The sequence below is a fragment of the Polaromonas sp. genome (assembly GCF_013817205.1).
In the GTDB taxonomy this organism is placed as follows: domain Bacteria; phylum Pseudomonadota; class Gammaproteobacteria; order Burkholderiales; family Burkholderiaceae_C; genus Polaromonas.
The window spans coordinates 1-25,355 of the sequence record NZ_JACDDD010000057.1 but is presented as its reverse complement, the minus strand read 5'-3'; the positions used below and the strand labels follow the sequence as shown (position 1 = coordinate 25,355).

Sequence of the window (25,355 nt, the reverse complement as noted above, 5' to 3'; positions counted from 1 at the left end):
GATGTTGATTCCGCTGCTGCCGACGGGTTTCATTCCGCCCGATGACAACTCACAAACGCAGGTCTATCTGGAGCTGCCACCCGGCACCCGGCTGGCCGAGACCACACTGGCTGCCGAGCGGGCGCGTGGCCTGATTGCCAAGGTGCCCAACGTTAAAAGTGTGTACACCACCATAGGCGGAGGTGCAGCCGGCAGCGACCCGTTTGCGCCGGGCGGCGCGGCCGAAACCCGCAAAGCCACCCTGACCATTCTGCTGACGGATCGCGGCGAACGCCCGCGTAAGCAGGGCATTGAAAACGAGATCCGCAAGGCGCTGGAAAACCTGCCTGGCGTGCGCAGCAAGGTGGGTTTGGGCGGCTCCGGTGAAAAATACATTCTGGCCCTGACCGGCGAAGACCCGGTGGCGCTGGCCAGCGCAGCCGCCGCCCTTGAAAAAGACCTGCGCACCATCCCGGGCCTGGGTTCGGTGGCCTCCAGCGCCTCGCTGGTGCGGCCCGAAGTGACGGTGCGGCCCGACTTTGCACGTATGGCCGACCTCGGCGTCACCAGCGCTGCGATTGGCGAGACGCTGCGGATCGCCACGGTGGGCGACTACAACGCCGCCCTGCCCAAGATGAACCTGTCGCAGCGCCAGGTCCCGATCGTGGTGCGGCTGGCCGACAACGCCAAAACCGACCTGCCCACGCTGGAGCGGCTGATGGTGCCCAGCACCCGACCGGGTGGCCCGGTGATGCTGGGCCAGGTGGCCAGCGTCACCATGGCCGGCGGCCCGGCGGTGATTGACCGCTTCAACCGCTCGCGCAACGTGCAGTTCGAAGTCGAGCTGTCGGGGCAGGCGCTGGGCGATGTGACGGCCGCCGTGCAAAAGCTGCCAGCCATCGTCAACCTGCCGGCCGGCGTGAAGCAGGTGGTGATTGGCGACGCCGAGGTCATGGGTGAGCTCTTCGCCAGCTTTGGCCTGGCCATGCTGACCGGCGTGCTCTGCATCTACATCGTGCTGGTGCTGCTGTTCAAGAACTTCCTGCACCCGGTGACGATTCTGGCGGCCCTGCCCTTGTCGCTTGGCGGCGCATTTGTCGGTCTGCTGATCGCGGACAAAAGTTTTTCCATGCCCTCGCTGATCGGCCTGATCATGCTGATGGGTGTGGCGACCAAAAACTCCATCCTGCTGGTCGAATACGCGATTGAAGCGCGGCGTGGTCGCGCCGCCACCGACAGCCAGCCGGCGCAGCCGCCCATGACCCGGCTGGAGGCCCTGCTCGACGCCTGCCACAAACGCGCCCGGCCGATTGTCATGACCACCATTGCCATGGGCGCCGGCATGCTGCCGATTGCCGTGGGCTGGGGTTCGGCCGACAGCAGCTTTCGCTCCCCGATGGCCGTCGCCGTGATCGGCGGGCTGATCACCTCGACCTTTTTGAGCCTGCTGGTGATCCCGGCAGTGTTCACCTATGTCGATGATCTGGGGCAGGGCTTCGGGCGCTTGGTGAACCGCCTGCGTGGGCGCAGGCCCAGCACCGAAGCCGGAGCGCTCAACGCAGGCGTCGTACACGCTGCGCAGGGGCCGGCGCCATGATTGGCCTGAGGCAATGACGAGGGCAGTGACACAGCGGGGATTTTAGGCCATTGAGGCCTCCAGCCCCCGTCGTCACTGCGTAAGCAGCTCCTGATTTAGATGAGCAAATCATGCTGCCACCGCAGGGACCCAGCAGCTTCAGGAAGACTGGCGAATCTTCTGCACCAGCGCGGTGGTGGAGTAGCCCTCGACAAACGGCAAGGCCAGCGCCTTGCCGCCGTAGGCCTTGACCACAGCGGTTTCGGCCAGGGTGTCCATGTTGTAGTCGCCGCCCTTGACCAGCATGTCCGGCTGCAGGTCGGTGATGAGTTCCAACGGGGTGTCCTCATCAAACCAGGTGACGAGACTGACCGATTCGAGTGCCGCAATCAACGCAGCACGGTCGTACTCATTGTTCAGGGGCCGATCAGGGCCTTTACCAAGGCGCCGAGCCGATGCATCGGTGTTGATGGCCACCACCAGACTGGCACCCAGTGCCCGGGCGCTGGCCAGGTAGGTGGCATGACCCCGGTGCAGCACGTCAAACACGCCGTTGGTGAAAACCACCGGCGCCGGCAGCGCAGCCACCCGCGCGCGGGCGTCGCCACGCGCGCACAGCTTGGCCGCAAACGCAGCGTCGCTCACACGGATTGCGGCTTGGTCTCAGGCGCGATGGACGCGGCAATCTCGCGGCTCAGTTCCTTGCGGTAGCGGTTGAGCTCCTGCACGGTCTTGAAGCTGCGGTTCATCAGCAGGCTCATGTTGTGCAGGATGCGCTCGACAACCTTGCCTTCCCACGCCGCATCAAAATTGATCTGCTTGTCCAGCCAGTGCTCCAGCCATTCGGGATTGGGCAGGCGCGACTGGATGGTGTCGCGCGGGAACAGGTCCTTGTTGACATGCAGGTTGGTCGGGTGCAGGGCCTGCGCCGTGCGGCGGGCACTGGCCATCAACACGCCGACCTTGGTGAAGGCCGCACGGGCGTCGTTGCCGAAGTTGTTGATCGCGCGCTTCATGTAGCGCAGGTAAGCCCCGCCGTGGCGCGCCTCGTCCTGACTGAGCTGGGTGTAGATCTGCTTGATCACCGGCTCGGTATGCCATTCGCTGGCGCGGCGGTACCAGTGGTTCAGGCGGATCTCGCCGCAGAAGTGCAGCATCAGGGTCTCCAGCGCCGGGGCTGGTTCAAATTCGAAACGCACCTCATGCAGTTCCTTTTCGGTAGGCGCCAGATCCGGGCGGAAGCGCCGCAGGTACTCCATCAGCACCAGCGAATGTTTCTGCTCTTCAAAAAACCAGATCGACATGAAGGCCGAGAAATCGCTGTCGTCCTTGTTGTCGCGCAGGAACATCTCGGTGGCCGGCAGGGCGGACCACTCGGTGATGGCATTCATCTTGATGGTCTGGGCCTGCTCATCGGTCAGCCTGGACGCGTCGAAGCTGGCCCACGGAATGTCCTTGTCCATGTCCCAGCGGACGGATTCGAGTTGCTTGAAAAGTTCTGGGTAAAGCATGTGTGTCCTTACGTGGCGCTCGCCGACCTGGATGTAACGCGATTTTAGGCGGGGAATATGACAGATCGCCTGACAAGGCCTTTTGCGGCCATTTCATGCAGATTGGCGGGGTTTAAGTCCCTGTTCTACACGGTTTCGCCTGCACTGGATAGCGGGCAGAGTCGCTGAATCTGCCCGGCGACGTGCCGCGTAGTTCCGGCAGGAAACAAGCGCCGGCACCACCACAAGGACCGGTCCGACACGCCATTTTTTCAGAACTGAGGAGCCGGTCATGACTCGCGTTTCATTCACACCCTGGATCACCGCCGCTTTGCTGGTCGCCATGGCAGGCCAGTCCGTCCATGGCGTCACGCCGGCGGCTGGCGCCACACCAGTTGCGGCCACGCCAGTTGCGACATGTGTACCGCTGCTTCGGCACAGCTTTTTGCGCCTGCAGGACGAAAAACCCCAGGCCCTGTGCCAATACAGCGGCAAGGTCCTGGTGATCGTCAACACCGCCAGCTTCTGCGGCTTCACGCCCCAGTATGCCGGCCTGGAGGCGCTGCATGCCAAATACCGCGACAAGGGCCTGGTGGTGCTGGGCTTTCCGTCGAACGACTTCTCCCAGGAAACCGGCAGCAACAAGGACATTGCTGACTTCTGTGAAAACACCTTTGGCGTGAAATTTCCGATGTTTGCCAAGTCCAGCGTCACCGGCAAAGCCGCCAATCCGCTGTACCGACAGCTGGCAGATCAATCCGGAAGCGCCCCGCGCTGGAACTTCCACAAGTACGTGGTTTCGCGCGATGGCCAGGAAATAATCAGCTTTGGCAGCAACGTGGCACCCGACAGTTCAGCCTTTGTGAAAAACATCGAGAAAAAACTGCTGGTAAAATAATTACCGATCGGTAATAATTCGACCATTAGGTTTTAATCTTTCGCTTTTCAGCCTTTCCTGCGTCTTTTCAAACATCTGGACTTTTTGCCGTGCCCCTGATCGTCTTGACAAATCTTTACACGATGCCAGTTGCATTCAGGGGGAACCGCGCGCATTTAATTCAGCTCAGACAGGCATTGGTGCGGCGCTTCCAGCAATGCGCCTGTCCTTCACTTTTTTTGTTGCGAAGCCTTCCAGGTCCTTGCGGCCAGGATGCAATCCCGGGGCGGTTCTCCTCCTCCTCCCTCCCTCCCTTGTTCGCGCCGGGGCGCTTCGCAGCATTTTTATCTTCCGGCTGTTGAGATGGCTTCCCCCAGCCTCTCGTCCACAGCCCGCCCTAGGGTCGCCATCGTCGGCTCCGGCATCTCTGGTCTCGCAACGGCCCACGCCCTCAGGGGGCAGGCCGACATCACGCTGTTCGAGGCCGGCAGCTACTTCGGCGGCCATACCCATACTGTCGACGTCACCCTGCCGACTACACGGGGCACCGTCACCCACGGCGTCGATACCGGCTTTCTGGTCTTCAACGAGCGCACCTACCCGAACCTGATCCGCCTGTTCGAAGAGCTGGGCGTGGCGACCGCCAAATCCGACATGTCGTTTTCCGTCAAGGTGCCGAATGTGGCGCCGGGCCGGGACCTCGAATGGAGCGGTGCCAGCCTCAACACGGTGTTTGCCCAACGCCGCAATCTGCTCGACTGGAAGTTTCTGCGCATGTTGCGCGACATCGTGCGCTTCAACCGGCTCGCGACCGCGCTGGCGGAAAGTCAGGCTGAGGCGGCCATGCTGCAGCCGCTCGGCGAGTTCCTGAAACAAGGCCGATTCTCGGACGAGTTCCGCGACTGGTACTTCCTGCCCATGCTTGGTTGCATCTGGTCCTGCCCAACCGACCAGATGCTGCAGTTCCCGGTCGCCACCATGATCCGCTTCTGCCACAACCACGGCCTGATCCAGGTGGCGAACCGGCCGCAGTGGTGGACCGTCACCGGCGGCGCGCGCAACTATGTTGAAAAAATCATTACCGGCATCGCCGACAAACGCCTGAACACACAGGTGGAGCGGATCGAGCGTGATGCCGGCCTGCTGCGCGGCGGGGTGACACTGGTCGCCAACGGCCAGGCCGAAACCTTCGACAAGGTGGTTCTGGCCGCGCATTCGGACCAGTCGCTGGCCTTGCTGGCCGATGCGGCGCCCGACGAATGCGCCGTGCTCGGTGCCATCAGCTACCAGCCCAACCGCGCGGTGCTGCACACCGACAGCTCGGTACTGCCGGCCAACAAACTGGCATGGGCAGCCTGGAATTACGAACGCGCGGCCAACCGCCAGCACGAGTCCAGCCAGGTCTGTCTGCACTACCTGCTCAATATGTTGCAACCCCTGCCTTTTGAGCAGCCGGTGGTGGTGTCGCTCAATCCCGTGCAACCGATTGCCCCCGAGCGGGTGCTGGGCGAATTCGACTACGCCCACCCGGTGTTTGACGCGGCGGCGGTACGCGCGCAACAGGCCCTGCCAGCGTTACAAGGCCGGCAACACAGCTATTTCTGCGGCGCCTGGACCGGCTATGGCTTTCATGAAGATGGCCTGAAATCCGGCCTCGAAGCCGCCCGCCTGGTGCTGGGCAACTGCGCGGGAGTCGCGGCATGATCACCCCAATGACGAGCGTGGGGGCCTCCGTGCGCAGCGCAGGGCCGCCCCAAGCAAGCACGGCCCCCTCTGGGGGCAGCGCAGTACACGAAGTGACAAGCGTGGGGGCACCGCTTTTGGGTTTCGGCCAGGTTCGCCATACACGGCTCAAACCCGCGCGCAATGCTTTTGCCTACCCCACCTATTTCCTGATGCTGCCGCTGCGCAGCATGAAAACCAGGGGCAACGGCGCATTGGCGCGCAACCGCCGTGCCGCCCTGAGCTTTTTTGACAGCGACCACGGCGACGGCCGCGCCGACTGCGTGAGCTGGCTCGATGAATTGCTGCGCAGCGAAGGCATCACCGATGCCCGGGGCGAACTCTGGCTGCACACCTACCCGCGCATTTTTGGCCACACCTTCAAGCCGGTCAGCTTCTGGTATTGCCATCACATCGACGGCAGCCTGCGCGCCATCGTGGTTGAGGTCAACAACACCTTCGGCGAGCGCCATTGCTACCTGCTGGACCACCCGCACTACGGCCAGGAGCTCAGCGCCGACAAGGTGTTTCACGTCTCGCCCTTCTGCACGGTCGAAGGTCGTTACCGCTTCCGCTTCATGCGCGCCAACCACGACGGGCTGCAGAAAACCGTCGCCCGTATCGACTATGACGACGCCGACGGCCCGCTGCTGGAAACCAGCGTGGGCGGCAGGTTGGTCGCGCTGACGCCGGACAGCCTGCGCCGCGCCCTGTGGCGCTACCCGGCCATGACTTTTGGCGTTGTGGCGCGCATCCACTGGCAGGCCCTCAAGCTGTGGTGCAAACGCATTCCCTTTGTCCGCAAACCCGAGCCACCCAAAAGCTTTGTCACCCGATGAATACAGCCAGCAATCCCTCTTCCTCCAGCGCCTCGCGCCTGTCCCCGGCGCTGTCATCGCTGGCACTGCCCGGTGGCACGCCTGCGGCGGCGCGCACGGTGCTGCAGCTGCTCACGCGGCTGAAACACGGCACGCTGCATGTGCAACTGCCTGACGGCTCCATGCGGCACTTCGGCTCGGGCGAAGCGCCGGTGGCCAGTCTGCGCCTGCACAACTGGAATGTCTGCAGCGCGGCGCTGAAGTCAGGCGACATCGGCTTTGCTGAAAGTTTCATCGCCGGTGACTGGACCACCCACAAACTGAGCGACCTGCTCAGCCTGCTGATCCGCAACCGCACAGAAGTCGAGGACGTGATCTACGGCACCTGGCTGGGGCGTTTTGCCTACCGCATCAAGCATCTGCTCAACCGCAACACCAAAACCAACAGCCAGAAAAACATCCACGCTCATTACGATCTGGGCAACGCTTTTTATGCGCTGTGGCTTGACGGTACGATGAATTATTCGTCGGCGATTTTCGCCACGCCCGAGACCTCGATGAAGGACGCACAGGATGCCAAGGTGCGCCGTGCCTTGCATTCGGCCGGCGTCAAGGCGGGTGACCGCGTGCTGGAAATCGGCTGCGGCTGGGGCGCGCTGGCCGAAATGGCGGCCACCGAATTTGATGCGTCCATCGTCGGCGTCACGCTGAGCACCGAGCAACTGGCCTGGGCGCAGGCACGCATGGCCCGTGCGGGCATCCCGTGCATAGACAGCAGCCAGCGCACCCGAAAGGCTGATCAATTTTTCGACGGGCCGCCCCTAGAAAAATTAGCCCCCTCGGGGGGCAGCGTAGTACGCGAAGCGCCAAGCGTGGGGGCCGATCTCCGTCTTCAGGACTACCGCGACATCGGCAAAAACGGCAGCGAAAGCTTCGACGCCATCTGCTCGATCGAAATGGTCGAGGCCGTGGGCCGCGAATACTGGCCCGAGTACTTCCAGACCGTCGCGCGCCTGCTCAAGCCCGGGGGTCGCGCCTGCATCCAGAGCATCGTGATTGCGGATGGTTTGTTCGAGCGTTACATCAGTTCCACGGACTTCATCCAGCAATACATCTTCCCGGGCGGCTGCCTGCCCTGCCCGACAGAATTCCGGGCCCAAGCCCAAGCCGCCGGCCTGGAAGTAGTTGGCGAGTTTTCATTCGGCCAGGACTACGCCCGCACCCTTCAGTTGTGGCGCGAAGATTTCATGGCGCAAGAGCCACGGGTGCTCCAACTCGGGTTTGACAGGAGGTTTATCCGCATATGGGAGTTTTATCTGGCCTACTGCGAAGCGGCTTTCATCCAGGCCAATACCGACGTCGTGCAGTACACGCTGCGCAAGGCCTGATCACGGCACTGGTGCTGCTTGGCGGCACGGCATTCGCCCAGCCGGCCGATGAAAATCAGCGCCCGGAATTGCAGCAAGTGCTGCCGCAGGCGCAGCTGGTCGGCAAGGGGCGCCTGAGCGTCTGGGGTTTCCAGGTCTACGACGTCCGGCTCTGGGCCAACCCTGGTTTCGGGGCAGCAAGCTTCGCGGCCCAGCCCCTGGCATTGGAGCTGGCCTACCTGCGCGACTTCGACAAGCAGGCCGTGGCAGAGCGATCCATCGCCGAAATGCGGCGGTCCGCGACCATCAGCGCCGAACAGGCTGAAAAATGGATGGCCACCATGGCACGGGTGTTGCCCAATGTCAAAAAAAGCGACCGCGTGATGGGTGTGCACCGCCCCGGCGTAGGCGCGTCCTTCTGGATGAACGGCAAACCTTTGGGTGAGATCCGCGACGCGGAATTTGCCCGCCTGTTTTTCGGCATCTGGCTGGCACCCACCACGTCGGAGCCCGGCTTGCGAAGCGCGCTATTGGCCGGAGCTTCCCCTTGAAAGCCGTCGCGCGCAACCCATTCGGGACGCGCAACGGCCTGACCTATGGCCTGCTGGGCCTGCCGCTGGCCTTTGTCGCGCTGCCGCTTTACGTGATATTGCCCAACCACTACGCGCGCGAGTTCGGCGTACCACTTGCCACGCTGGGCGCGGTACTGCTGGGCGCACGCCTGTTCGACGCGCTGATCGACCCGCTGCTGGGCCGCCTGAGCGACCGGCTGTTTGCACGCTCACCCAGTGCCGTGCTCGGCATGGGTGCCTTTGCCGCGCTGTTGCTGGCAGCTGGTTTTGCGCTGCTGTTTTTTCCGCAGGTCAGCACGCCCACCGCCCTGGTGGCCTGGGCCAGCGTGATGCTGATGCTGACTTACGCCGGTTACAGCGCTCTCAGTGTGTCGCACCAATCCTGGGGCGCCATGCTGGGGGGCGACGAGCGGCAGCGCAGTCGCATCGTGGCCTGGCGTGAAGGCCTGGGCCTCATCGGCGTGGTGCTCGCCTCGGTCGCGCCGGTGGTTTTCGGCCTGCCCGCGACCACGGCGCTGTTTTTTGCCATGCTGGCTCTGGGCTGGCTGGCCTGGACGCGGGCCGAGTGGCCGATGCCGCAACCTGCGCAGTCTGGGGGCAAGGCGCCGTCGATCTGGCTGCCTTTCAAACAATCAGGCTTTCGCCGGCTGCTCGCGGTCTTCATGCTCAACGGCATTGCCAGCGCCGTCCCGGCCACGCTGGTGCTGTTTTTTATTCAGGACCGGCTGCAGGCGCCGCAAAGCATGGAGCCGCTGTTCCTGGGCAGCTACTTCCTGTCCGCCGCGCTGTCGATTCCGCTGTGGCTGGCAGTCGTCAAACGTATCGGTCTGGCGCCGGCATGGCTGCTGGGCATGGGGTTGGCGATTGCAACCTTCGGATGGGCCACACAGGTTGGCGCGGGGGAGACCACGGCGTTTGTGATTGTCTGCGCGCTCTCCGGCATCGCGCTGGGCACCGACCTGGCGCTGCCGGGCGCGCTGCTGGCCGGCGTGATCCAGGCCAACGGCCAGTCCGGCCGCGCCGAGGGCGCTTACTTCGGGTGGTGGAATTTTGCGATCAAGCTGAACCTTGCGCTGGCCGCCGGACTCGCGCTGCCATTGCTGGCCGTGTTTGGCTATTCACCCGGCGCGCGCGATGTGCAGGCGCTGGACGCGCTACTGGTGGCGTATTGCGTGCTGCCCTGCCTGCTCAAGCTGGCGGCTGCAGCCTGTCTGTATTTTCTGGTCATCAAACATCCTCAAGAGGTCTTGCCGTGAACCGCTTTTTCTTCCGAAGCGCCGCCGCGCTGCTGCTCAGTCTGTCCGTGCTGGCTGGGTGTGCTGGCCCGCAAATCAGTGACTACGCCACCGAAAAACCGGTGCTCGACATGCGCCAATATTTCAATGGCACGCTGGACGCGTATGGCGTCTTCACCGACCGTTCCGGCAAGGTGGTCAAACGTTTCACCGTGGTCATGACCTGCAGCTGGCAAGGGCCGCCCGGCGCCGAGACCGGGGTGCTGGACGAAGCCTTCACTTATTCTGATGGCACGACCGAGCGCCGCATCTGGACCCTCAAGCGCACACCGGATGGCAAATACACCGGCACGGCAGCCGACGTGGCTGGCGTGGCACTCGGCGAAGAAAAAGGCAACACCTTCCGCTGGGGTTACACGCTCAAGCTGCCGGTCGACGGCCGCGTGATCGAGGTTCAGTTCGACGACTGGATGTATTTGATGAACGAGAAGGTGATGTTGAACAAGGCAGTGATGAGCAAGTTCGGTTTCAGGCTGGGCGAGGTGACGCTGTCTTTTGTCAAACGCTGATCACCACTTCTACAAGCAAAAAAGGCTTTCAGCCCCCGTCCAGCATGCGCCACCAGCTATCATTTTTATAACAGGCACACCATGTCCCACAACCCGCCCCTGACTGACTGGCACGGTAAAACCGTGTGGCTGCTTGGCGCCTCCAGCGGCATCGGCGAAGCCACCGCACACGCCTTGCACGCGCAGGGCGCCCGTGTCGTCGTCTCGGCCCGCAACGCGGCCGCGCTTGACGCGTTTGCGCGCACGCACGCCGGGGCCGTGGCGCTGCCGCTGGACGTCACCGACCCGGCAGCTGTGCGGGCAGCAGCACAAACCGTGCTGGCCGGTGGGACGCTAGACCTGGTGTTGTATTGCGCCGGGTATTACAAGGCGATGCGCGCCACCGGCTTCGACCTCGCCGGGATGCTGAGGCACCAGCAGGTCAACTACGTTGGCGCGCTGTACCTGCTGGACGCCGTGCTGCCCGCCCTGCTGCAGCGCGGCAGCGGCCACATCAGCCTGACCGGCAGCGTTGCCGGCTACCGCGGCCTGCCCAACAGCCTGGCCTACGGGCCGACCAAGGCGGCGCTGATCAACCTGGCCGAAACCTTGTATCTGGACCTGCAGGGCAGCGGTATCGGCGTCAGCATCGTCAACCCGGGTTTTGTCGAAACGCCGCTGACTGCACAAAACAGCTTCAGCATGCCAGCGCTGCTGACGCCGGCGCAGGCGGCCGCCGAGATCCTCGCGGGCTGGGCGCGCGGCGAGTTTGAAATCCACTTTCCCAAACGTTTCACCCGCTGGATGAAAACGCTGCGCGTGTTGCCCCATGCGCTGTACTTTCCGGCGATCCGTAAATTCACCGGGCTGTGAACCCATCCCGCCACCTCATGACACCCGCCATCACCCGTTTTGTGCATTTTTTTGAAAACCTGGCGCCCGAAAGCGTTACGCGGCTTGGCGAGGTGTACGCCAGCGACGTGTATTTCAAGGACCCGTTCAACGAGGTCCACACGCTGGCCCAGGTGCAGCAGATCTTCAGCCACATGTACGTGGCGCTGGACCGGCCACGTTTTGTGGTGACCGGCCAGGTCAGCGAGGGCGACGCGTGTTTCCTGACCTGGAACTTCGAGTTTTACTTCAGGAAGCACCAGCCCGCGGTGCTGCAGACGGTGCGCGGGACGTCCCACCTGAAATTCACCGAGGCCGGTTTGGTCAACTACCACCGCGATTACTGGGATGCGGCCGAAGAACTCTATGAAAAACTGCCGCTGCTGGGCAGTTTGATGCGCTGGTTGCGCAAGCGCGCTGGTTCATAACCCCCACGGTCGCGCACTGCGTGTCGCTCCCTGCCCCCCAAGGGGGCCGCTGCGCCTGCGGACCGGCGAAGCCGGACCCGCGGCCCCTGCTTGACGAAGAGCTGAGTAGTGCTCCTAATTTAATAGCTGCTTAGGCCCACGAGACAGGGGCTGGAGCCCGATTTGTCTTGTAAAAAGCTCAGGAAGGCTGGGTGTCGATAAAACTGGGGCGTTGCGCCAGCTTGTCGTAGAGGCGGGTCAGGTTGGGATAGGGGGTGCGCCAGTCGATCTGCGCAAAGCGGAAATCCAGGTAACCCAGCGCACAGCCGACGGCGATGTCCGACAGGGTGAGGTGGATGCCGCTGCAGAACGGCTTCTCGCCCAGGCCGGTGCTCATGGCCTGCACGGTGTCGTTGATCTTCTTCATCTGGCGTTCAATCCAGGCCTGGCTGCGCTGCTGCTCGCTGCGACCGGACCAGGTGGCTTCCAGCCGCGCCAGAATGGCCGCGTCCATCAGGCCGTCGGCCAACGCTTCCCAGGTTTTGACTTCGGCGCGTTCGCGGCCCTGCACCGGGATCAGCTTGCCGACCGGCGACAGGGTGTCAAGGTACTCGACGATCACGCGCGAGTCGAACACCGCTTCCTCGGAGCCATTCGATCCTTCCATCACCAGACAGGGCACTTTGCCCAGCGGATTGGACTCGGACATGCTGGTGCCGGCGGCCCAGACGTCTTCAATGACGAACTGGTAGTCGAGCTTTTTTTCGGCCATCACAATGCGCACCTTGCGCACATAGGGACTGCCGTGGGATCCGATGAGTTTCATAGATAGGTCTTGTAGCGTGGGCCGATTTCTGGCGTCTTTTGCATTCTATCGAGGAAGACCGGCCCGGCCCTTATCCACCGGCGCAAACGCCGAAACCGTCGCATTCAGGCACAGTCGGCCGCCTACAATTGGGGCATGAACCCGTCCACCAGCTTCACGATCACCGCCCTGTCTCCGCTTGACGGACGTTACGCCGCCAAACTGGCGACCCTGCGGCCGCTGATGTCCGAACTCGGCTACATGCACCGCCGCGTCCAGGTCGAAGTGGCCTGGTTCATCGCGCTGTCGGACGCCAGTTTTGCCGAATTCAAACCGCTGACACCCGGAGCACGCACCTACTTGCTGGGCCTGGTCAAACATTTCTCGGAAGCCGACGCCGCCGCCATCAAGGACATCGAAAAAACCACCAACCACGATGTGAAAGCCGTGGAGTACTGGATCAAGTCGAAATTCGAAGCCCGGCCCGAGCTCGAAGCCGCCAGCGAGTTTGTGCACTTCGCCTGCACCAGCGAGGACATCAACAACACCAGTCATGCGCTGCAGCTCAAGAGCAGCCGTGAGCAGGTGCTGTTGCCGGCGCTGGACAAGGTCATCACGCAGCTGCGCGAGATGGCGCACCGTTATGCCGACCAGCCCATGCTCAGCCGCACCCACGGCCAGACCGCCAGCCCGACCACCGTCGGCAAGGAGATCGCCAACGTGGTGGCGCGGCTGGATGTGGCGCGCGAGCGCATCGCAGCCGTCAAACTGATGGCCAAGATGAACGGCGCGGTCGGCAACTACAACGCCCACCTGTCGGCCTGGCCCGACTTCGACTGGGAGGCCCTGAGCCGGCGCGTGATCGAGTCGCCCGAGCCGCTGGGCCTGGGCCTGACCTTCCAGCCCTACAGCATCCAGATCGAGCCGCATGACTACATGGCCGAGCTGTTCGACGCGGTGGCGCGCACCAACACCATCCTGATCGACTTCGCGCGCGACGTCTGGGGCTATGTCAGCGTGGGTTACTTCAAGCAGCGACTGAAGGCCGGAGAAATCGGCTCCAGCACCATGCCGCACAAGGTCAACCCCATCGATTTTGAAAATGCCGAAGGCAACCTGGGCCTGGCCAACGCGCTGCTGCGCCATCTCAGTGAAAAGCTGCCCATCAGCCGCTGGCAGCGCGACCTAACCGACAGCACGGTGCTGCGCAACATGGGTGTGGCCTTCGGGTATGCCGTGCTGGCCTACAGCTCGCTGAGTCTGGGCCTGGGCAAGCTCGAACTCAACAGCGAGGCGCTGGACGAAGACCTCGACAAGTCATGGGAAGTACTGGCCGAGCCGATCCAGACCGTGATGCGGCGTTACGGCGTGCATGGCGCCTATGAAAAACTCAAGGAAGTCACGCGCGGGAAAACCGTGACGGCCGACGCCCTGCACGCGCTGATCCACTCGCTTGAAATTCCGCAGGCTGAAAAAGACCGGTTGCTGGCGATGACGCCAGCGACTTATGTCGGCAAAGCCGCCGAGCTAGCCAAGCGGATTTAGCCCGGCGCCGGCATGCGGGCACCGCAGGCCCAGCACTCCTCGAAACCGCCTTCAACCGTTTCGCCGCAAGCGCACAACCAGTGCCGCTGCGGCGGGTTCTGCAGGCTCTGCAGCAGCAACTCGGCGCGTGGTTTTTCATGGTCATGGGCCAACCAAATTTCGGGCTGGCACTGGTCCGGCGGCAACTCACCGGCGACGCTGCCGAGGAAATAACGCTGCACGCTGGCCGAAAAGCCGGCCCGTTGCAGGGCGTCCGCCCACAGCGCCGCAATCACGATGTTGGGGGCACGGGTCAATCGGAGCATGGGGTCAGTCTACTCCTGAATTGATAGCTGCTCACGCCCGTCCGACAAGGGCTGGATGCCAAAAATGTGTGGATCAGGAATTGAGGGCACCGCCAGCTGGCAGATCCCGGTTTTCAAGCGCCCGGTCTGCATAACGGCCAAAACGCCAGGCCGTGTCTTCCTGCGTGATGCGCCGCCAGGTGCTGCGCTTGGCAGCCGGGCTCATCTCGGGCCAGTGCTGGACTTCCTCAAAAGTGCGGCCGCAACCTTTGCACAAGTCGTCGCCCTGGCTGGTCGAGCAGATCGCAATACAGGGGGTGTCGGCGGTGGTGTCGTACCAGGCGCGCCACGCCGCCATGGCCTTGGGGGGGAAACCCGCTTCGTCAGCCTCATCTTCATGGTAGAAAACCATCAAGGCATACACCTCGGCCAGCGCCCGCAGCTCGGGCGCCAGCGTGACGCCGTCTGGCGACGGTTTTTTCTCGCGCCAGTAGTTGATGGCGGCTTCAATGTCGGTGATATGGATGCCAGGCATGCGGGCTTGCAATCGGGAAAAAGGAAGATGGAGGCTGAAAACCGGGCCACCGCTGGTGACGGGGTTTGCCATTTTCCGGCTGGGCCGTGAATGATAGGCCAAGCGGGCATCCTGCCCCGGGCGCAGGCCGTTTTTACGTTGCGGCTGCGCTGGCTTTTGCAGAAATTTGCAATTTGTTGTCAAATACACGGCTCCGAAGGGGAGTAACTCCCTCGTCCGGCCTCCTCGGGATGGCCCCGCCGCCGGACGTTCAGCAAGTCGTCATTACGAAGGTCACACTTCCGGCTTGCTGGACATGCAACGCACTGCATGTCGAGCCAGACCTTCGATTGAAACCTGAACAGGTTTGGATCGAGGCGTCGCGGCAACCATTCCGACCCTCACCGACCTTGTCTGGTTTTTAACGAAGCCGGAAATCCGCCCGCCGGATTTCCATGTCGCAACCTGACGTGAAAGTGTGAAATGGAATTATTCTCAACGCCCTGGTGGTCTGCCCTGCTGCACGCCGTCTACGGCGGGCCCCGGTGCGCCGACCGTCTCTTCCATCATCACCACCGCCGCGCAATGGGTCACCTACGCGGTGGCGGTCGCCGGTGTGCTGGTTGCTGCCTGGCGGACCACCCGCCGCGTCAAAACCATGGCGACAATCTCTTGATCACCGGACAAGCCATCGCCGGCGGGCTAGTGTGCCGTCGCGTAAATAAGGCGATGAAATGAAATTGTTCAGACGGTTGTCAGGCAAGGAGCGAGAAGGCGACATAGCCGTCGCTATGGCAACGACGAGCGACGCCGCATGGCAGCCGTCTGGACGGTTTCATATCGCATTTATTTGCGGGACAGCACACTAGTCATGGACAACGTCATCGTCTACCTCGACGAGGCCGCCCACGCACTGACGGTCTTGCCGTCCATGCTGCCGGCCGCTCAGGCCCGTGCACCGATACGCTGGATTGTTGTCGGTTGTGCCCCCCGGGTCACCCATCACGTCAGCAAGTGGGTGACCCACAGTGCACGCCAGAACTGGCGCGACAAGTGGGCCGACAAGGTCTTCTCGCAGCTGCTCCCTGTGCTGCAGGTTCCCGGCGACGAAGTGGTCTCGCAGATCGCCAGCGGCCCGCTGTGTGACTTGACCGATGCATTGATGCGCCAATACGGCGCGGCACGCGTGCCGGACGCTCGCCGCCCCAAGCTCGGCAATACGCGTCAGCCGGTCCTGCGCCAGAGCGCTGCACAAGCTCAGGGGCTGTTGGCTTATGCCGCCATGGTGGCTGGCAGCGGCATGTTGCTGGCAGCGGACTGAGCTGACAAAAACCTGGCCGGGCGGGCAGCTTTCCGGCCGCAAGCTGCCCGCGCCGGTGCTATTCTTGCCCCATGAAACTCATCATCAAATGGCTTTGCAGCGCTGCCGCCTTGCTGGCGGTGGCTTATCTGTACTCCGGCGTGACCGTGACCAGCTTTCCTGCCGCGCTGCTTGCCGCAGCCGTGCTGGCGGCGCTCAACACCGTGGTGCGCCCAGTGCTGATTCTGCTGACACTGCCGGTGACAGTGGTCACACTGGGCCTGTTCCTGTTTGTCATCAACGCCCTGATGTTCTGGGCAGCGGCCGGTCTGCTCAGCGGTTTGCACGTCACCGGTTTTGTGGCGGCGCTGATCGGTTCGCTGATTTTTTCGCTGCTGCAGCTAGCGATCGAGTTTCTCCTGGAGCGCCTGCTGCCGAAGTAACTGGTCGATCTCGCGCGTGCGCGTGTCGATGATGGAGCCGTCGATGTGCGCGCCGGCGCCCGAGCCGGTGTCGCGCCCGCTGCGCATCAGGTCTTGCGCCGCCTTGAGGCGGTCCCGCGCTGCGCCATAGTCCAGCTGGGCCACACGGCTTTCTGCATCCGAGCGGATCGCCCTCAGGGTCTGGCCCTGCTGGCCTTGGGCCGTCGCCAGCAATTGCCAGGCCATCGCATCCTTGGGGTGGCTGGTGACCCAGGTTTGCAGGCGATCCGACACGTCCTGCGGACGCCCCGCCGCCAGATCGGCCTGCGACTGCAGCAACACCGCCGCCCGGCTATTGACGCTGGACAGCCGGGCCGCCTGCGCAGCCCGACCTGCGGCAATATCCGTTTCCAGCGACAGAAGCTCAACCGCCTGGGCCATCAATGGACTTGCGGCAGCAGCGGTTTTTAGCTTGTCTACCAGACTGCGGGCCTCGCCGTGGTCACGCAAGCGGGTGGCGGCCAGGGTGCCGGCATACAGCGCACCGGCCTGCCGCTGCGTCAGGACAGCTGCGGCAGGCACCCGCTGCGCCTCGGCCAGCGCGAAGCGCAAAGCTTCCACGCCGGCGTTGCCCAGCACATGGGCCCGCCCGGCCATCATGGCGTGCACCAGGCGCGCGCGGCCGGCTTCCGGGCTCACTGCCAATGGCGCCGGGGCCTCGAGTTGCAAGCGGCTTTTGGCTTCACCGATCCGCTCGGTGGTGAGCGGATGGCTACGCAGGTAGGGATAGGAGCCGTTGTCGTTGAGCCGCGAGGCCTGCTGCAGTTTGTCAAACATGCTGGCGAAACCCTGCCTGTCGTAGCCGGCATCGGCCATCACACCAAAGCCGATCCGGTCGGCCTCGCGTTCCATGTCACGCGAGAAATTGAGCTGGTTCTGGACCGACAGCGCCTGAGCGCCAGTGATGGCCGCATTCGCGGCATCCGGATTTTTGCCGGCAGCCATCATGCCCAGGATCATCGCGGCCAGCAGCCAGGGCATTTGCTGGTTCTGTTTGGTGATCAGGCGGGAGATGTGGCGCTGTGTGACGTGAATCAATTCGTGCGCAAGCACCGAGGCCAGCTCATCCCGGTTTTCCACCGCGCTGATCAGGCCCAGATGCACGCCGAGGTAGCCGCCTGGCAGGGCGAACGCATTGACGGTGCGGTTGCGTATCAGCATGATCTCCCAGGCAAAGCGCTCATCAAGCTCTGCGCCCAGCTCGCCACGCGCGCGCGCCGCAGCCATCAGCGGTTGCCAGATGCTTTGCAGGTAGTCGCCCAGCACGGGGTCATCAAGGTAATCCGGGTCGCGGTAAATGCTGCTGGCAATCCGGTCGCCCAGACGCCTTTCTGCACTGGCCGTCAACTCCGAGGTATCACCGAGGGCGGGCAGAGAGCCGCTGGGCCGAACTGGTGCCTGCGCTTGTGACAACCCGGCAGATGCTATTAAAAGCATAGCTGCTAACGCAGGTCGACTATGGGCAAAGAGCCCTTTTGATGCGCAAGTTTCAGAACGAGTCGATGGGGACAAAAGCAATCACCTTGGTAGTGTTGAGATCGAGCAAAACCGTCCAGAACTTGTCGCGGCTGGCCATTGGCAGGTAGGCCAGGGACATCACGGAAGTGCCGGCGCCGGGGACAGACTTCAGCGCTTCATCGATCAGGCCCACCTGGGCTGGAAAACGCGCCTTCAGGTCGCTCAGCGGCCTGGCCGCCAGCCTGATTTGCGGCTCGGCTACTGTGTATGCCTGCCACAGCGCAGGCCTTGCGCCCAAGGGGACTCCACCCATCGCAACCAAGGTCATGTCCACTTTTTCCCGCTCGTTTCGGAACGCACGTGTCGATAGCAGTGTCGGCCCGGTCCAGGGCAGATGTTGCAGCGCTGCGGGCGGCTGGGCCAACTCTTCTTCCGGCACCTCAATCGCATGAACCACACGAAACCGGTCTATCTCGAACACCAGGTGCACCGGCCGGGCAACCGATACCGTCCACAGGCCATAGACCAGAGCAGCTATCTGCAGCAGGCCAATCATGGCCAGGTCGCGGCGCAGTTCCCGGGAGGGTTTGTTGCGGTTGAAAACGGTCAGTGTCAGCAAGGGTCCCATGACCACGTCAACCGCGATCACGATAAAAAACAACTCCCGTCCGCCCGAAATTTCCCGGTAGGGATAGGGATACCAGATGCCGAACACCAGCGCTGCCGCAGCTGCCGCCACCGCCAGGCTGATCATCAGGTGAATGCCCGCCGCCGACAGGCGGCCATTTAACGGGCGTGACATGGTCAGGGTCATGGCAGACATGCTCTTATGATGAGGGATGTTTGTAAAGGTTTCGTAACAGTATGACCACGACTTCAATGCTGACACACTTCGACAGCCAAGGTCAGGCACACATGGTGGATGTCGCGGCCAAACCTGCCACGCACCGGGTCGCCGTGGCGCAAGGCCGGATTGTCATGAATGCAGCCACTCTGGCAGTCATTCTTGAAGGGACAGCAAAGAAAGGCGACGTCCTGGGCATCGCTCGGATCGCCGGCATCATGGCCGCGAAGAAAACCAGCGAATTGATTCCACTGTGCCATCCGCTGGCGCTGACCCACGTGGCCCTCGAGTTCACGCCTGACGCAGTCGGCGCCAGCATCCGCTGCCTTGCCACCGTCGAGACCGTCGGTCCCACCGGGGTAGAGATGGAGGCATTGACCGCCGTGCAGGTGGCACTTCTGACCATCTACGACATGTGCAAGGCCGTCGACCGCGCCATGGTGATCAGCGATGTGAAGGTGCTCGAAAAACACGGCGGCAAGTCAGGCAGTTTCGTCGCGACGGCCTGAGGGCCGGGACCGTCAATCGACAGGGAGCGGGGCGATCCCAAGGGCACCACGCCATTTCGCGTGGTTAAGCGGAAAGGCCGCGCGGTAGCGGGCGAGATGCCTCAGGGCCTCTTCGTCACGACCCAGCACGACGGCGCTTTCGATCACTTTCTCGATTACGCGTGGTTCGGGGGAAAAATGCAGGAGCTCTCTGCTCTGGGCGTAAATCTGCAACGCATTTGCCGGTGTCAGCGGGGTGAGGCTCAAAGCGGCGAACTCAGCCTCCCGCCGGAACAGGCGGGTGGCGCTGATTTTTTCGAGGGTGTTTTCGCGATAAGCAGGGTGGCGCTGCGCAGGGGCCCGATAAATCTGGCTGACCCGGTGGTAGTCCCAGGCCCCATACGCCACTGCGGCAAGAAGGATGACCCCAGCCACACCAAAAACATGTCTGGCAACCCCGGCACCTGCGCCTTGCGGTTGCGGGCTGTCACTGCGGTCTCCGAAGCCGGTTCGTTTCATCCAGAGCAGGTATACACACAGGCCCACTGTCATCTGGAAGGGTCCATACCAGAGCGGATATTCCAACAGGCTGTGCAACCCGATCAGCGCCAGGACTGCCCAGGCCATCTGGCGTAAGGGATCGGTTTCACGCCAGGGTCGGGCACGCCACACCAACCATGACAGGACGATGCACACCGTCGCGGCGAACGGAATACCCAGCTCCACCGCCAGATGCAAGGGCAGGTTGTGCGCATTGCCCAGGATGTCGCAAAAACGCGCGCCAGGATAAAGGGTCATGTAGTGCGCATAATCCAGCTCCCCCCAGCCCCAGCCAAGCCACGGCTTTTCTCCGATCAGGGTGAGCACGTTGGACCACAACGTCAGGCGGCCGGCACAAGCGAGATCTCCAGCCTGAAGGCGCGCCACCATGCCGTGCTCGGAGATATCCAGCCCAACCATCCACGGAAGGGCAAGCATGGCCAGCGCATACGCCATGATCGCAGTGACCATCAGGCGGTGGACTCCCGGTTTGCGCCACATCCCCCACCAATACAGCATCGCAAGGATGAAGGCCAGTTGAAGAAGGCCGGTACGGGACGACGAGGCAGCACAGGCGACTGCCAACAACGCAGCGATGGGCACACCAAGCACACGCCAATGACCGTTTGAATCGCGTGTTGCCACAAACCACACCAAAGCCATCAGGCCGATGTTTGTCAGGCTAGCGAAATGGTTTCGCTGGCGCAAGTTGCCAACGGCTTCACCGGGGCCAGCCTGGCTCATCCACGGAGCAAATCCGGTGGCCTCACCAAAGTATTGGCAAAGACCGACCAGACTGCTTACCAAAGCCGCGAACAACCAGGCTGACGCTAGCCAGGATCCAAGCCCCCTTCCAATGGTTTGCGTCGGCATCCAGGCGAGCAGAAACACCAGAACGGCCAGACAAAACCCCGCCACGAGAAGCGGCGTTATATACGGGGAAGGGTTGGTCGCAACAGGATTCAACCATGGCAACGCGACGAGCAGCGCGACCATGAAGGCCGGGAAAGGTGCAGGCATGCTAAAAAAGAAAAGACCGACCCGACGATACGGGAGCGCCCTTTCGGGGAACAATGAGACCGGGAAAGGTGGCAGGCCCATGTCGTCCATCCATCATGAATTGGATACCGTAGATATAGCCCATCCGTCTTACGACGGAAACGCCTGCAAGAGCGCAATTGGGAGGATTGCGAGCAAGCCCGGCACTCATCCAGGCTTCATCGTGTCCCGCCCATAGTCGTCATCGAGACGCACGATATCGTCTTCACCGAGGTAGCTGCCGGATTGAACTTCAATAATTTCCAGTTCTGTCTTTCCCGGATTGTGCAATCGGTGAACCTCGCCGATGGGAATGTAAGTTGATTCATTCTCTGTGAGGAGAAACGTCCTTATTCCGCGAGTGACTTGTGCCGTTCCTCTAACGACCACCCAATGTTCGGCCCGATGATGGTGCATTTGTAGACTGAGAGAAGCACCTGGTTTGACGAAGATTCGCTTGACCTGAAAACGCTCCCCCGCTTGTATCATTTCAAACCAGCCCCACGGACGCACGACCCTTCTATGTTGGTCCGCCTCTGGAATTTTCATTGTCTCAAGCGCAAGCACCACCGTACGGACTTCTTCAGCATGGGTGCAGGCCGCCACCAGCAGTGCATCTGGCGTATCAACGATAAAGAGGTTGTGAGTGCCCAGCGCTACGACAGGCCGGTTAGATGCATGAATATAGGTGCCAGCAGCCTGCAATGCTAGGCCTTGTCCGACAACCCGGTTTCCTTGAGCGTCGGGCGGACTCAATTCTGCGACAGCATTCCAGCTCCCGACGTCACTCCAACTCCCGGAAAAAGGTAATGTGACCACTTGATGGAAATGCTCCATTACTCCATAGTCAATACTTTCAGCGCGACACGAGATAAAGGCGTCCGGTTCGGGCCGGACAAAAGCGCCATCCCGAGATCCCTGACTAAGCGCTTTACGGCAACTCACCAAGATGTCGGGGGCATGTTGCTTCACTGCGTCCAACAACACGCCGGCGCGACATAGAAACACGCCGGCATTCCACAGTACATTCCCCTGCAGCAACATGGATGCGGCATGCTCCGCAGTGGGCTTCTCGATAAAACGTGTGACCGTCAAAGATCCATCGTCTCTTACTGCTCCTTTCTGGATGTATCCGTAGGCCGTGCTGGGATAACCTGGCACGACTCCAAAGGTGACTATCGAACCCTGCTCGGCCGCCACGACGCCTCTCTCCACCATTGCGGCAAACCCGCAGGCATCTGGTATGTGGTGGTCAGCTGGACAAAATAGCAGGAAATCGTCAGGGCTCACGTGCAGTGCTGCCAACGTCATGGCGGGTGCTGTGTTGCGGCCAACAGGTTCAAGAATAATGTCACCTTGCATTCCCGCAACTTGCATAGCCTCCATCACAAGAAAACGATGCGGTTCGGCAGCCACACACAAGACACGACCAAGCCCCGGAGGCGAAACTTTTTTCACCCGCTCGAGTGCGAGCTGCAGGAGGCTTTTGCCATCAATCAGCGGAACAAACTGCTTTGGCAATGCCTTGCGGCTAAGTGGCCAAAGCCGGGTGCCCGTACCGCCACAGAGAACGACAGGAATAATCATTGAGATAGGTATTTGTATATCCGACGATGGTTTGAAAGGCTCTTCGACTCCCATGTTTCACAGAGGTGGTCGCGTACGCTTTTTACTTGGCTCTGACCCGCATGCTGACTGCCATTTCTCCATCATCGCAATAATCGTTTCCGCCCCCCCCGTATTGGCGGCCCTTCTCAGCCGTTACCTGGCCTTGCGGGGGGTTGCCAAGCAAAATCTCAACCTGGGATGGTCGAAGATCTCTATCTGCCATCGTTGATGATACGAAACGGCAACCACATCAGGCCTCAGTGACAAATTGTTAGTCAAGACAGTGATTCGCTAGCCGGTCTCGTGCCCACTTGACCATGCGAAGTCATGCATCGGATAAGACCATGGTTGCAGATCAGACCTTAACAATCTCAAATTTCGGCAGTGGAAAAACCAGACTTCTGCCTTTCATCGCTGGCAAGGATTCAAAAAATTCCCTGAAATGCCAAGGCAGCACAAGGAGGTAATCCGGATTCGATGCGAGAACCTGTTTCTCCGGAACCAGTGGAATAAGCGTACCTGGGGTAAAAGACCCAAATTTATCCTCGTTAACTTCGCCAATTTCACGCACCAGTGTGTCATTGATTCCGAAGTACTGCAAAAGTACGTTTCCCTTGGTGGATGCCCCCAGTCCAGAAACAGTTTTTCCGCTTTTTTTGGCTTCCTCGAGAAAATCTGTTAAGGCGGCTCGCGCCTCCTCAACTCGAACTTTAAACGCGTCAAAAGCCCTTGTAGTATCGAGCCCCAGCGCCACTTCGTCCTCAAGGATTTTCTCAAGCCACTCGGCATTAACTTGCCTCGTGGAGTTCCGTTTGGCTGCCGTTACGGAAAAACTGCCGCCATTAATTTCATTGAATTCAACATCTAACACCTTGAGACCAGCTTTATCAGCGATCCAGTTAATTTGTTTAAGGGCATAAAACTCTAGATGTTCGTGACAGATGGTATCGAATGAATTTGTTCGAAGCATAGCGGGCAGGTAACTCTGCTCAAGAATCCACACACCCTCGTCGGCAAGGGCTCCTTCAATTTCACAGGCGAAAGTAATTGGATCCTCCAGGTCGTAAAACATCGAAAACGAAGTGATAACTTTGGCTTTTTTGCCTGCCAGTCTCTTAGCGATTGCTTCTGCGGAAAAAAACTCGGCGATGAGCGTAATTTCAGCAGGGTAATAGGACGCGAATTTTATGCCCGTTGGATCCACCCCAATGAGCTGGTATTGATCCTCCGGATAGGCGAGCAGGGTTGTGGCATCGTTGCTCCCTATATCAATGACGAGGTCACCCGATTCGAGCACTCCTGAAGCCAGGATTTTTGATACCTTTGATTGAAGGTGGCGCACCATACTGGCATTAAGCCCCGACCGATATCCATAATTCAGGCCGTACATTTCGCTGAGGTCATAGCTTTGTTTTAGTTGCACGAGACCGCATCCATCTGTAGAGGAGCATTTAACCAACTCAAGGGGGCCAGCTGTGACCTTTTCAGAACGTGACTTGGGAAATACGCCCGTTAAAGCCTGATCACCCAACGACATTACCGTAGCTAAATGGCCGCCACCGCAGATACGGCAATTTGAAATAGTTTTGAGCATTTATTGGTACCCGGATGAGGCTCGGTGTTGATCTATTCGTGGTGGTCCAGCGACTGGTACCCGTGACGTTTGACCAATTCGTCCCGCTCTGCCGACTTGAGATCTTCCCTGACCATCTCTGCCACAAGTTCGTGAAATGTAATTTTTGGAGTCCAACCAAGTTTGTCTCTGGCGTTGCTTGCATCTCCAAGCAGGGTTTCCACTTCTGTCGGACGGAAATACCTTGGGTCAACCGCCACAATGCATTTTCCTGCCACGTCGTACCCCTTCTCTTCCACGCCCTCACCCTTCCACTTTACCGTGCTACCAAGTTCCTCAGCAGCCGAGTTTACAAAGTCCCGCACGCTGTATTGCAAGCCAGTGGCAATCACAAAGTCTTCTGGCTTTTCTTGTTGCAACATCAGCCATTGCATTTCTACATAATCTTTTGCGTGACCCCAGTCGCGCTTAGCATCCAGGTTTCCCAAGTACAGGCAATCCTGCAAGCCCAGCTTGATCCGGGCCATGGCGCGCGTTATTTTTCGGGTGACAAAATTTTCACCGCGCACCGGGGACTCGTGGTTGAACAGGATGCCATTACAGGCGTATACACCGTAAGCCTCACGGTAATTGACAGTAATCCAGTAGGCGTACAGCTTGGCCACGGCGTAGGGGCTGCGTGGATAAAACGGCGTGGTTTCACGCTGTGGGGTCTCCTGGACCAAGCCATAGAGCTCGGAAGTAGACGCCTGATAAAACCTGGTCTTACGCTCCAAGCCCAGTATCCGAATAGCCTCCAAGATACGAAGCGTGCCGATTCCATCAACATCCGCCGTGTATTCGGGACTTTCAAAACTCACCGCCACATGACTTTGCGCAGCGAGGTTGTAGATCTCGTCGGGCTGAGTTTGCTGAATAATCCGTATCAAGTTGGATGAGTCAGTGAGATCGCCATGATGCAGAAACAGGCGAACTCCTTGTGTGTGCGGATCACGATAAAGATGATCTATGCGCGCCGTATTGAATGATGAAGCCCGACGCTTGATGCCGTGCACGATATACCCTTTTCCCAGAAGCAGTTCGGTCAGATAAGATCCGTCTTGCCCGGTAATGCCGGTGATTAAAGCGACTTTTGGTTCCATAACACTCCAGTGGTGTTCCAACGTTTTTCAGAGGAGGGCGAGCTGTTGAGACCCGAAACTAGCGCGTGAATCGGTTGAGAATTTGTAAGCAGTCGATCCATTGGGGTTGTTTGGTTTTATTCAGACTTAGGGAAGGTCTGCATAACCCCCGCCGCAGCGAGAGTTGCTAGTCAAGAGTTCACAACATGAAACCGGCACAGTGTTCGAGCCGGTTTTCTGGCGATGCTGGCCCGAGTCTGCGTCCGCCTCGAC

Annotated in this window: 26 protein-coding genes; 15 read left to right on the top strand and 11 right to left on the bottom strand. The window is 60.8% G+C overall.

Going from position 1 to position 25,355, the window contains the following annotated elements; translation table 11 throughout:
* On the top strand, positions 1-1,576 hold a 1,576-nt coding region (locus tag H0W47_RS13270; RefSeq protein ID WP_296925167.1), incomplete at its 5' end, for an efflux RND transporter permease subunit.
* Positions 1,577-1,714: 138 nt separating this feature from the next.
* Here the strand turns inward: H0W47_RS13270 and rfaE2 are convergent.
* Complete coding sequence (gene rfaE2 / locus H0W47_RS13265) at positions 1,715-2,200, bottom strand: D-glycero-beta-D-manno-heptose 1-phosphate adenylyltransferase (RefSeq protein WP_296925165.1); 486 nt, start codon at positions 2,198-2,200, stop codon at positions 1,715-1,717.
* The gene (locus H0W47_RS13260) at positions 2,197-3,066 is read right to left on the bottom strand and encodes a ferritin-like domain-containing protein (RefSeq protein ID WP_296925163.1); all 870 of its coding nucleotides are present in this window, start codon (positions 3,064-3,066) and stop codon (positions 2,197-2,199) included. The genes rfaE2 and H0W47_RS13260 overlap by 4 nt, the downstream gene beginning before the upstream one ends.
* A gap of 271 nt (positions 3,067-3,337) precedes the next feature.
* Here H0W47_RS13260 and H0W47_RS13255 point away from each other — a divergent pair, with 271 nt between their 5' ends.
* From H0W47_RS13255 to H0W47_RS13215, 9 genes are all read left to right on the top strand, one after another.
* Positions 3,338-3,943: a glutathione peroxidase gene (locus tag H0W47_RS13255; RefSeq protein ID WP_296925161.1), complete on the top strand. Its 606-nt coding sequence runs from the start codon at positions 3,338-3,340 to the stop codon at positions 3,941-3,943.
* Between the two features lie 342 nt (positions 3,944-4,285).
* Positions 4,286-5,626, top strand: a complete 1,341-nt coding sequence (locus tag H0W47_RS13250) for an FAD-dependent oxidoreductase (protein ID WP_296925160.1) — start codon at positions 4,286-4,288, stop codon at positions 5,624-5,626.
* 101 nt (positions 5,627-5,727) lie between these two features.
* On the top strand, positions 5,728-6,483 hold the full coding sequence (locus tag H0W47_RS13245; RefSeq protein WP_296925158.1) for a DUF1365 domain-containing protein: 756 nt from the start codon (positions 5,728-5,730) through the stop codon (positions 6,481-6,483).
* On the top strand, positions 6,480-7,850 hold the full coding sequence (locus H0W47_RS13240; RefSeq protein ID WP_296925156.1) for a cyclopropane-fatty-acyl-phospholipid synthase family protein: 1,371 nt from the start codon (positions 6,480-6,482) through the stop codon (positions 7,848-7,850). The genes H0W47_RS13245 and H0W47_RS13240 overlap by 4 nt, the downstream gene beginning before the upstream one ends.
* Complete coding sequence (locus tag H0W47_RS13235) at positions 7,766-8,380, top strand: chalcone isomerase family protein (protein WP_296925154.1); 615 nt, start codon at positions 7,766-7,768, stop codon at positions 8,378-8,380. Before H0W47_RS13240 ends, H0W47_RS13235 begins: the two co-directional genes overlap by 85 nt.
* Entirely contained in the window at positions 8,377-9,657 is a 1,281-nt protein-coding gene (locus tag H0W47_RS13230; protein ID WP_296925151.1) for an MFS transporter, read from the top strand. The genes H0W47_RS13235 and H0W47_RS13230 overlap by 4 nt, the downstream gene beginning before the upstream one ends.
* Positions 9,654-10,205, top strand: coding sequence for a DUF3833 domain-containing protein (locus H0W47_RS13225; RefSeq protein WP_296925149.1), 552 nt, complete (start codon positions 9,654-9,656; stop codon positions 10,203-10,205). Before H0W47_RS13230 ends, H0W47_RS13225 begins: the two co-directional genes overlap by 4 nt.
* Before the next feature lie 81 nt (positions 10,206-10,286).
* Positions 10,287-11,057 (top strand): SDR family oxidoreductase, encoded by a 771-nt coding sequence (locus H0W47_RS13220; RefSeq protein WP_296925147.1) that lies wholly within the window; start codon positions 10,287-10,289, stop codon positions 11,055-11,057.
* 17 nt (positions 11,058-11,074) lie between these two features.
* Entirely contained in the window at positions 11,075-11,503 is a 429-nt protein-coding gene (locus H0W47_RS13215; protein WP_296925145.1) for a nuclear transport factor 2 family protein, read from the top strand.
* A 178-nt stretch (positions 11,504-11,681) separates the two neighbouring features.
* On the opposite strand, the gene H0W47_RS13210 is transcribed toward H0W47_RS13215, so the two are convergent.
* A complete protein-coding gene (locus tag H0W47_RS13210; protein WP_296925142.1) occupies positions 11,682-12,308 on the bottom strand; it encodes a glutathione S-transferase N-terminal domain-containing protein in 627 nt (208 codons plus the stop codon).
* Positions 12,309-12,443: 135 nt separating this feature from the next.
* On the opposite strand from H0W47_RS13210, the gene purB reads away from it, so the two are divergent.
* Positions 12,444-13,832: an adenylosuccinate lyase gene (gene purB, locus H0W47_RS13205; RefSeq protein ID WP_296925141.1), complete on the top strand. Its 1,389-nt coding sequence runs from the start codon at positions 12,444-12,446 to the stop codon at positions 13,830-13,832.
* Here the strand turns inward: purB and H0W47_RS13200 are convergent.
* Entirely contained in the window at positions 13,829-14,137 is a 309-nt protein-coding gene (locus H0W47_RS13200) for a DUF2007 domain-containing protein (RefSeq protein WP_296925138.1), read from the bottom strand. The two genes, purB and H0W47_RS13200, sit on opposite strands and share 4 nt — an antisense overlap.
* A gap of 73 nt (positions 14,138-14,210) precedes the next feature.
* Complete coding sequence (locus H0W47_RS13195) at positions 14,211-14,651, bottom strand: DUF3717 domain-containing protein (protein ID WP_296925135.1); 441 nt, start codon at positions 14,649-14,651, stop codon at positions 14,211-14,213.
* 457 nt (positions 14,652-15,108) lie between these two features.
* Here H0W47_RS13195 and H0W47_RS13190 point away from each other — a divergent pair, with 457 nt between their 5' ends.
* The 3 genes from H0W47_RS13190 (at position 15,109) to H0W47_RS13180 (ending at position 16,373) form a co-directional block, all read left to right on the top strand.
* Positions 15,109-15,306 carry a hypothetical protein gene (locus H0W47_RS13190; RefSeq protein ID WP_296925133.1) on the top strand — a complete coding sequence of 66 codons (198 nt, stop codon included), beginning with the start codon at positions 15,109-15,111 and terminating at the stop codon, positions 15,304-15,306.
* A 195-nt stretch (positions 15,307-15,501) separates the two neighbouring features.
* Positions 15,502-15,951 (top strand): hypothetical protein, encoded by a 450-nt coding sequence (locus H0W47_RS13185; protein WP_296925131.1) that lies wholly within the window; start codon positions 15,502-15,504, stop codon positions 15,949-15,951.
* A gap of 71 nt (positions 15,952-16,022) precedes the next feature.
* Positions 16,023-16,373 carry a phage holin family protein gene (locus tag H0W47_RS13180; RefSeq protein ID WP_296925129.1) on the top strand — a complete coding sequence of 117 codons (351 nt, stop codon included), beginning with the start codon at positions 16,023-16,025 and terminating at the stop codon, positions 16,371-16,373.
* Here the strand turns inward: H0W47_RS13180 and H0W47_RS13175 are convergent.
* Together H0W47_RS13175 and tfpZ are read right to left on the bottom strand one after the other, a co-directional pair.
* A complete protein-coding gene (locus tag H0W47_RS13175) occupies positions 16,332-17,759 on the bottom strand; it encodes a M48 family metalloprotease (RefSeq protein ID WP_367265363.1) in 1,428 nt (475 codons plus the stop codon). The genes H0W47_RS13180 and H0W47_RS13175 overlap by 42 nt on opposite strands.
* Before the next feature lie 142 nt (positions 17,760-17,901).
* Complete coding sequence (gene tfpZ, locus H0W47_RS13170) at positions 17,902-18,693, bottom strand: TfpX/TfpZ family type IV pilin accessory protein (protein ID WP_296925125.1); 792 nt, start codon at positions 18,691-18,693, stop codon at positions 17,902-17,904.
* 41 nt (positions 18,694-18,734) lie between these two features.
* Here tfpZ and moaC point away from each other — a divergent pair, with 41 nt between their 5' ends.
* Entirely contained in the window at positions 18,735-19,223 is a 489-nt protein-coding gene (moaC, locus tag H0W47_RS13165; RefSeq protein WP_296925123.1) for a cyclic pyranopterin monophosphate synthase MoaC, read from the top strand.
* A gap of 12 nt (positions 19,224-19,235) precedes the next feature.
* Here the strand turns inward: moaC and H0W47_RS13160 are convergent, their stop codons facing one another.
* From H0W47_RS13160 to gmd, 4 genes are all read right to left on the bottom strand, one after another.
* Positions 19,236-20,843: a PglL family O-oligosaccharyltransferase gene (locus tag H0W47_RS13160; protein WP_296925120.1), complete on the bottom strand. Its 1,608-nt coding sequence runs from the start codon at positions 20,841-20,843 to the stop codon at positions 19,236-19,238.
* Between the two features lie 105 nt (positions 20,844-20,948).
* Positions 20,949-22,367 carry a mannose-1-phosphate guanylyltransferase/mannose-6-phosphate isomerase gene (locus H0W47_RS13155; protein WP_296925118.1) on the bottom strand — a complete coding sequence of 473 codons (1,419 nt, stop codon included), beginning with the start codon at positions 22,365-22,367 and terminating at the stop codon, positions 20,949-20,951.
* 376 nt (positions 22,368-22,743) lie between these two features.
* Positions 22,744-23,982, bottom strand: a complete 1,239-nt coding sequence (locus tag H0W47_RS13150) for a class I SAM-dependent methyltransferase (RefSeq protein ID WP_296925115.1) — start codon at positions 23,980-23,982, stop codon at positions 22,744-22,746.
* Between the two features lie 32 nt (positions 23,983-24,014).
* Positions 24,015-25,103, bottom strand: a complete 1,089-nt coding sequence (gene gmd, locus H0W47_RS13145) for a GDP-mannose 4,6-dehydratase (RefSeq protein ID WP_296925112.1) — start codon at positions 25,101-25,103, stop codon at positions 24,015-24,017.
* Between the last annotated feature and the right edge of the window lie 252 nt (positions 25,104-25,355).

What these genes read in the sequence shown, in the direction of transcription:
- H0W47_RS13260 (WP_296925163.1), bottom strand. Translation starts at nt 3,066, where the DNA reads ATGCTTTACCCAGAACTTTTCAAGCAACTCGAATCCGTCCGCTGGGAC.
- H0W47_RS13255 (WP_296925161.1), top strand. Translation starts at nt 3,338, where the DNA reads ATGACTCGCGTTTCATTCACACCCTGGATCACCGCCGCTTTGCTGGTC.
- H0W47_RS13250 (WP_296925160.1), top strand. Translation starts at nt 4,286, where the DNA reads ATGGCTTCCCCCAGCCTCTCGTCCACAGCCCGCCCTAGGGTCGCCATC.
- H0W47_RS13240 (WP_296925156.1), top strand. Translation starts at nt 6,480, where the DNA reads ATGAATACAGCCAGCAATCCCTCTTCCTCCAGCGCCTCGCGCCTGTCC.
- H0W47_RS13235 (WP_296925154.1), top strand. Translation starts at nt 7,766, where the DNA reads ATGGGAGTTTTATCTGGCCTACTGCGAAGCGGCTTTCATCCAGGCCAA.
- H0W47_RS13220 (WP_296925147.1), top strand. Translation starts at nt 10,287, where the DNA reads ATGTCCCACAACCCGCCCCTGACTGACTGGCACGGTAAAACCGTGTGG.
- H0W47_RS13215 (WP_296925145.1), top strand. Translation starts at nt 11,075, where the DNA reads ATGACACCCGCCATCACCCGTTTTGTGCATTTTTTTGAAAACCTGGCG.
- H0W47_RS13210 (WP_296925142.1), bottom strand. Translation starts at nt 12,308, where the DNA reads ATGAAACTCATCGGATCCCACGGCAGTCCCTATGTGCGCAAGGTGCGC.
- purB (WP_296925141.1), top strand. Translation starts at nt 12,444, where the DNA reads ATGAACCCGTCCACCAGCTTCACGATCACCGCCCTGTCTCCGCTTGAC.
- H0W47_RS13200 (WP_296925138.1), bottom strand. Translation starts at nt 14,137, where the DNA reads ATGCTCCGATTGACCCGTGCCCCCAACATCGTGATTGCGGCGCTGTGG.
- H0W47_RS13195 (WP_296925135.1), bottom strand. Translation starts at nt 14,651, where the DNA reads ATGCCTGGCATCCATATCACCGACATTGAAGCCGCCATCAACTACTGG.
- H0W47_RS13185 (WP_296925131.1), top strand. Translation starts at nt 15,502, where the DNA reads ATGGACAACGTCATCGTCTACCTCGACGAGGCCGCCCACGCACTGACG.
- H0W47_RS13180 (WP_296925129.1), top strand. Translation starts at nt 16,023, where the DNA reads ATGAAACTCATCATCAAATGGCTTTGCAGCGCTGCCGCCTTGCTGGCG.
- tfpZ (WP_296925125.1), bottom strand. Translation starts at nt 18,693, where the DNA reads ATGTCTGCCATGACCCTGACCATGTCACGCCCGTTAAATGGCCGCCTG.
- moaC (WP_296925123.1), top strand. Translation starts at nt 18,735, where the DNA reads ATGACCACGACTTCAATGCTGACACACTTCGACAGCCAAGGTCAGGCA.
- H0W47_RS13160 (WP_296925120.1), bottom strand. Translation starts at nt 20,843, where the DNA reads ATGGGCCTGCCACCTTTCCCGGTCTCATTGTTCCCCGAAAGGGCGCTC.
- H0W47_RS13155 (WP_296925118.1), bottom strand. Translation starts at nt 22,367, where the DNA reads ATGATTATTCCTGTCGTTCTCTGTGGCGGTACGGGCACCCGGCTTTGG.
- H0W47_RS13150 (WP_296925115.1), bottom strand. Translation starts at nt 23,982, where the DNA reads ATGCTCAAAACTATTTCAAATTGCCGTATCTGCGGTGGCGGCCATTTA.
- gmd (WP_296925112.1), bottom strand. Translation starts at nt 25,103, where the DNA reads ATGGAACCAAAAGTCGCTTTAATCACCGGCATTACCGGGCAAGACGGA.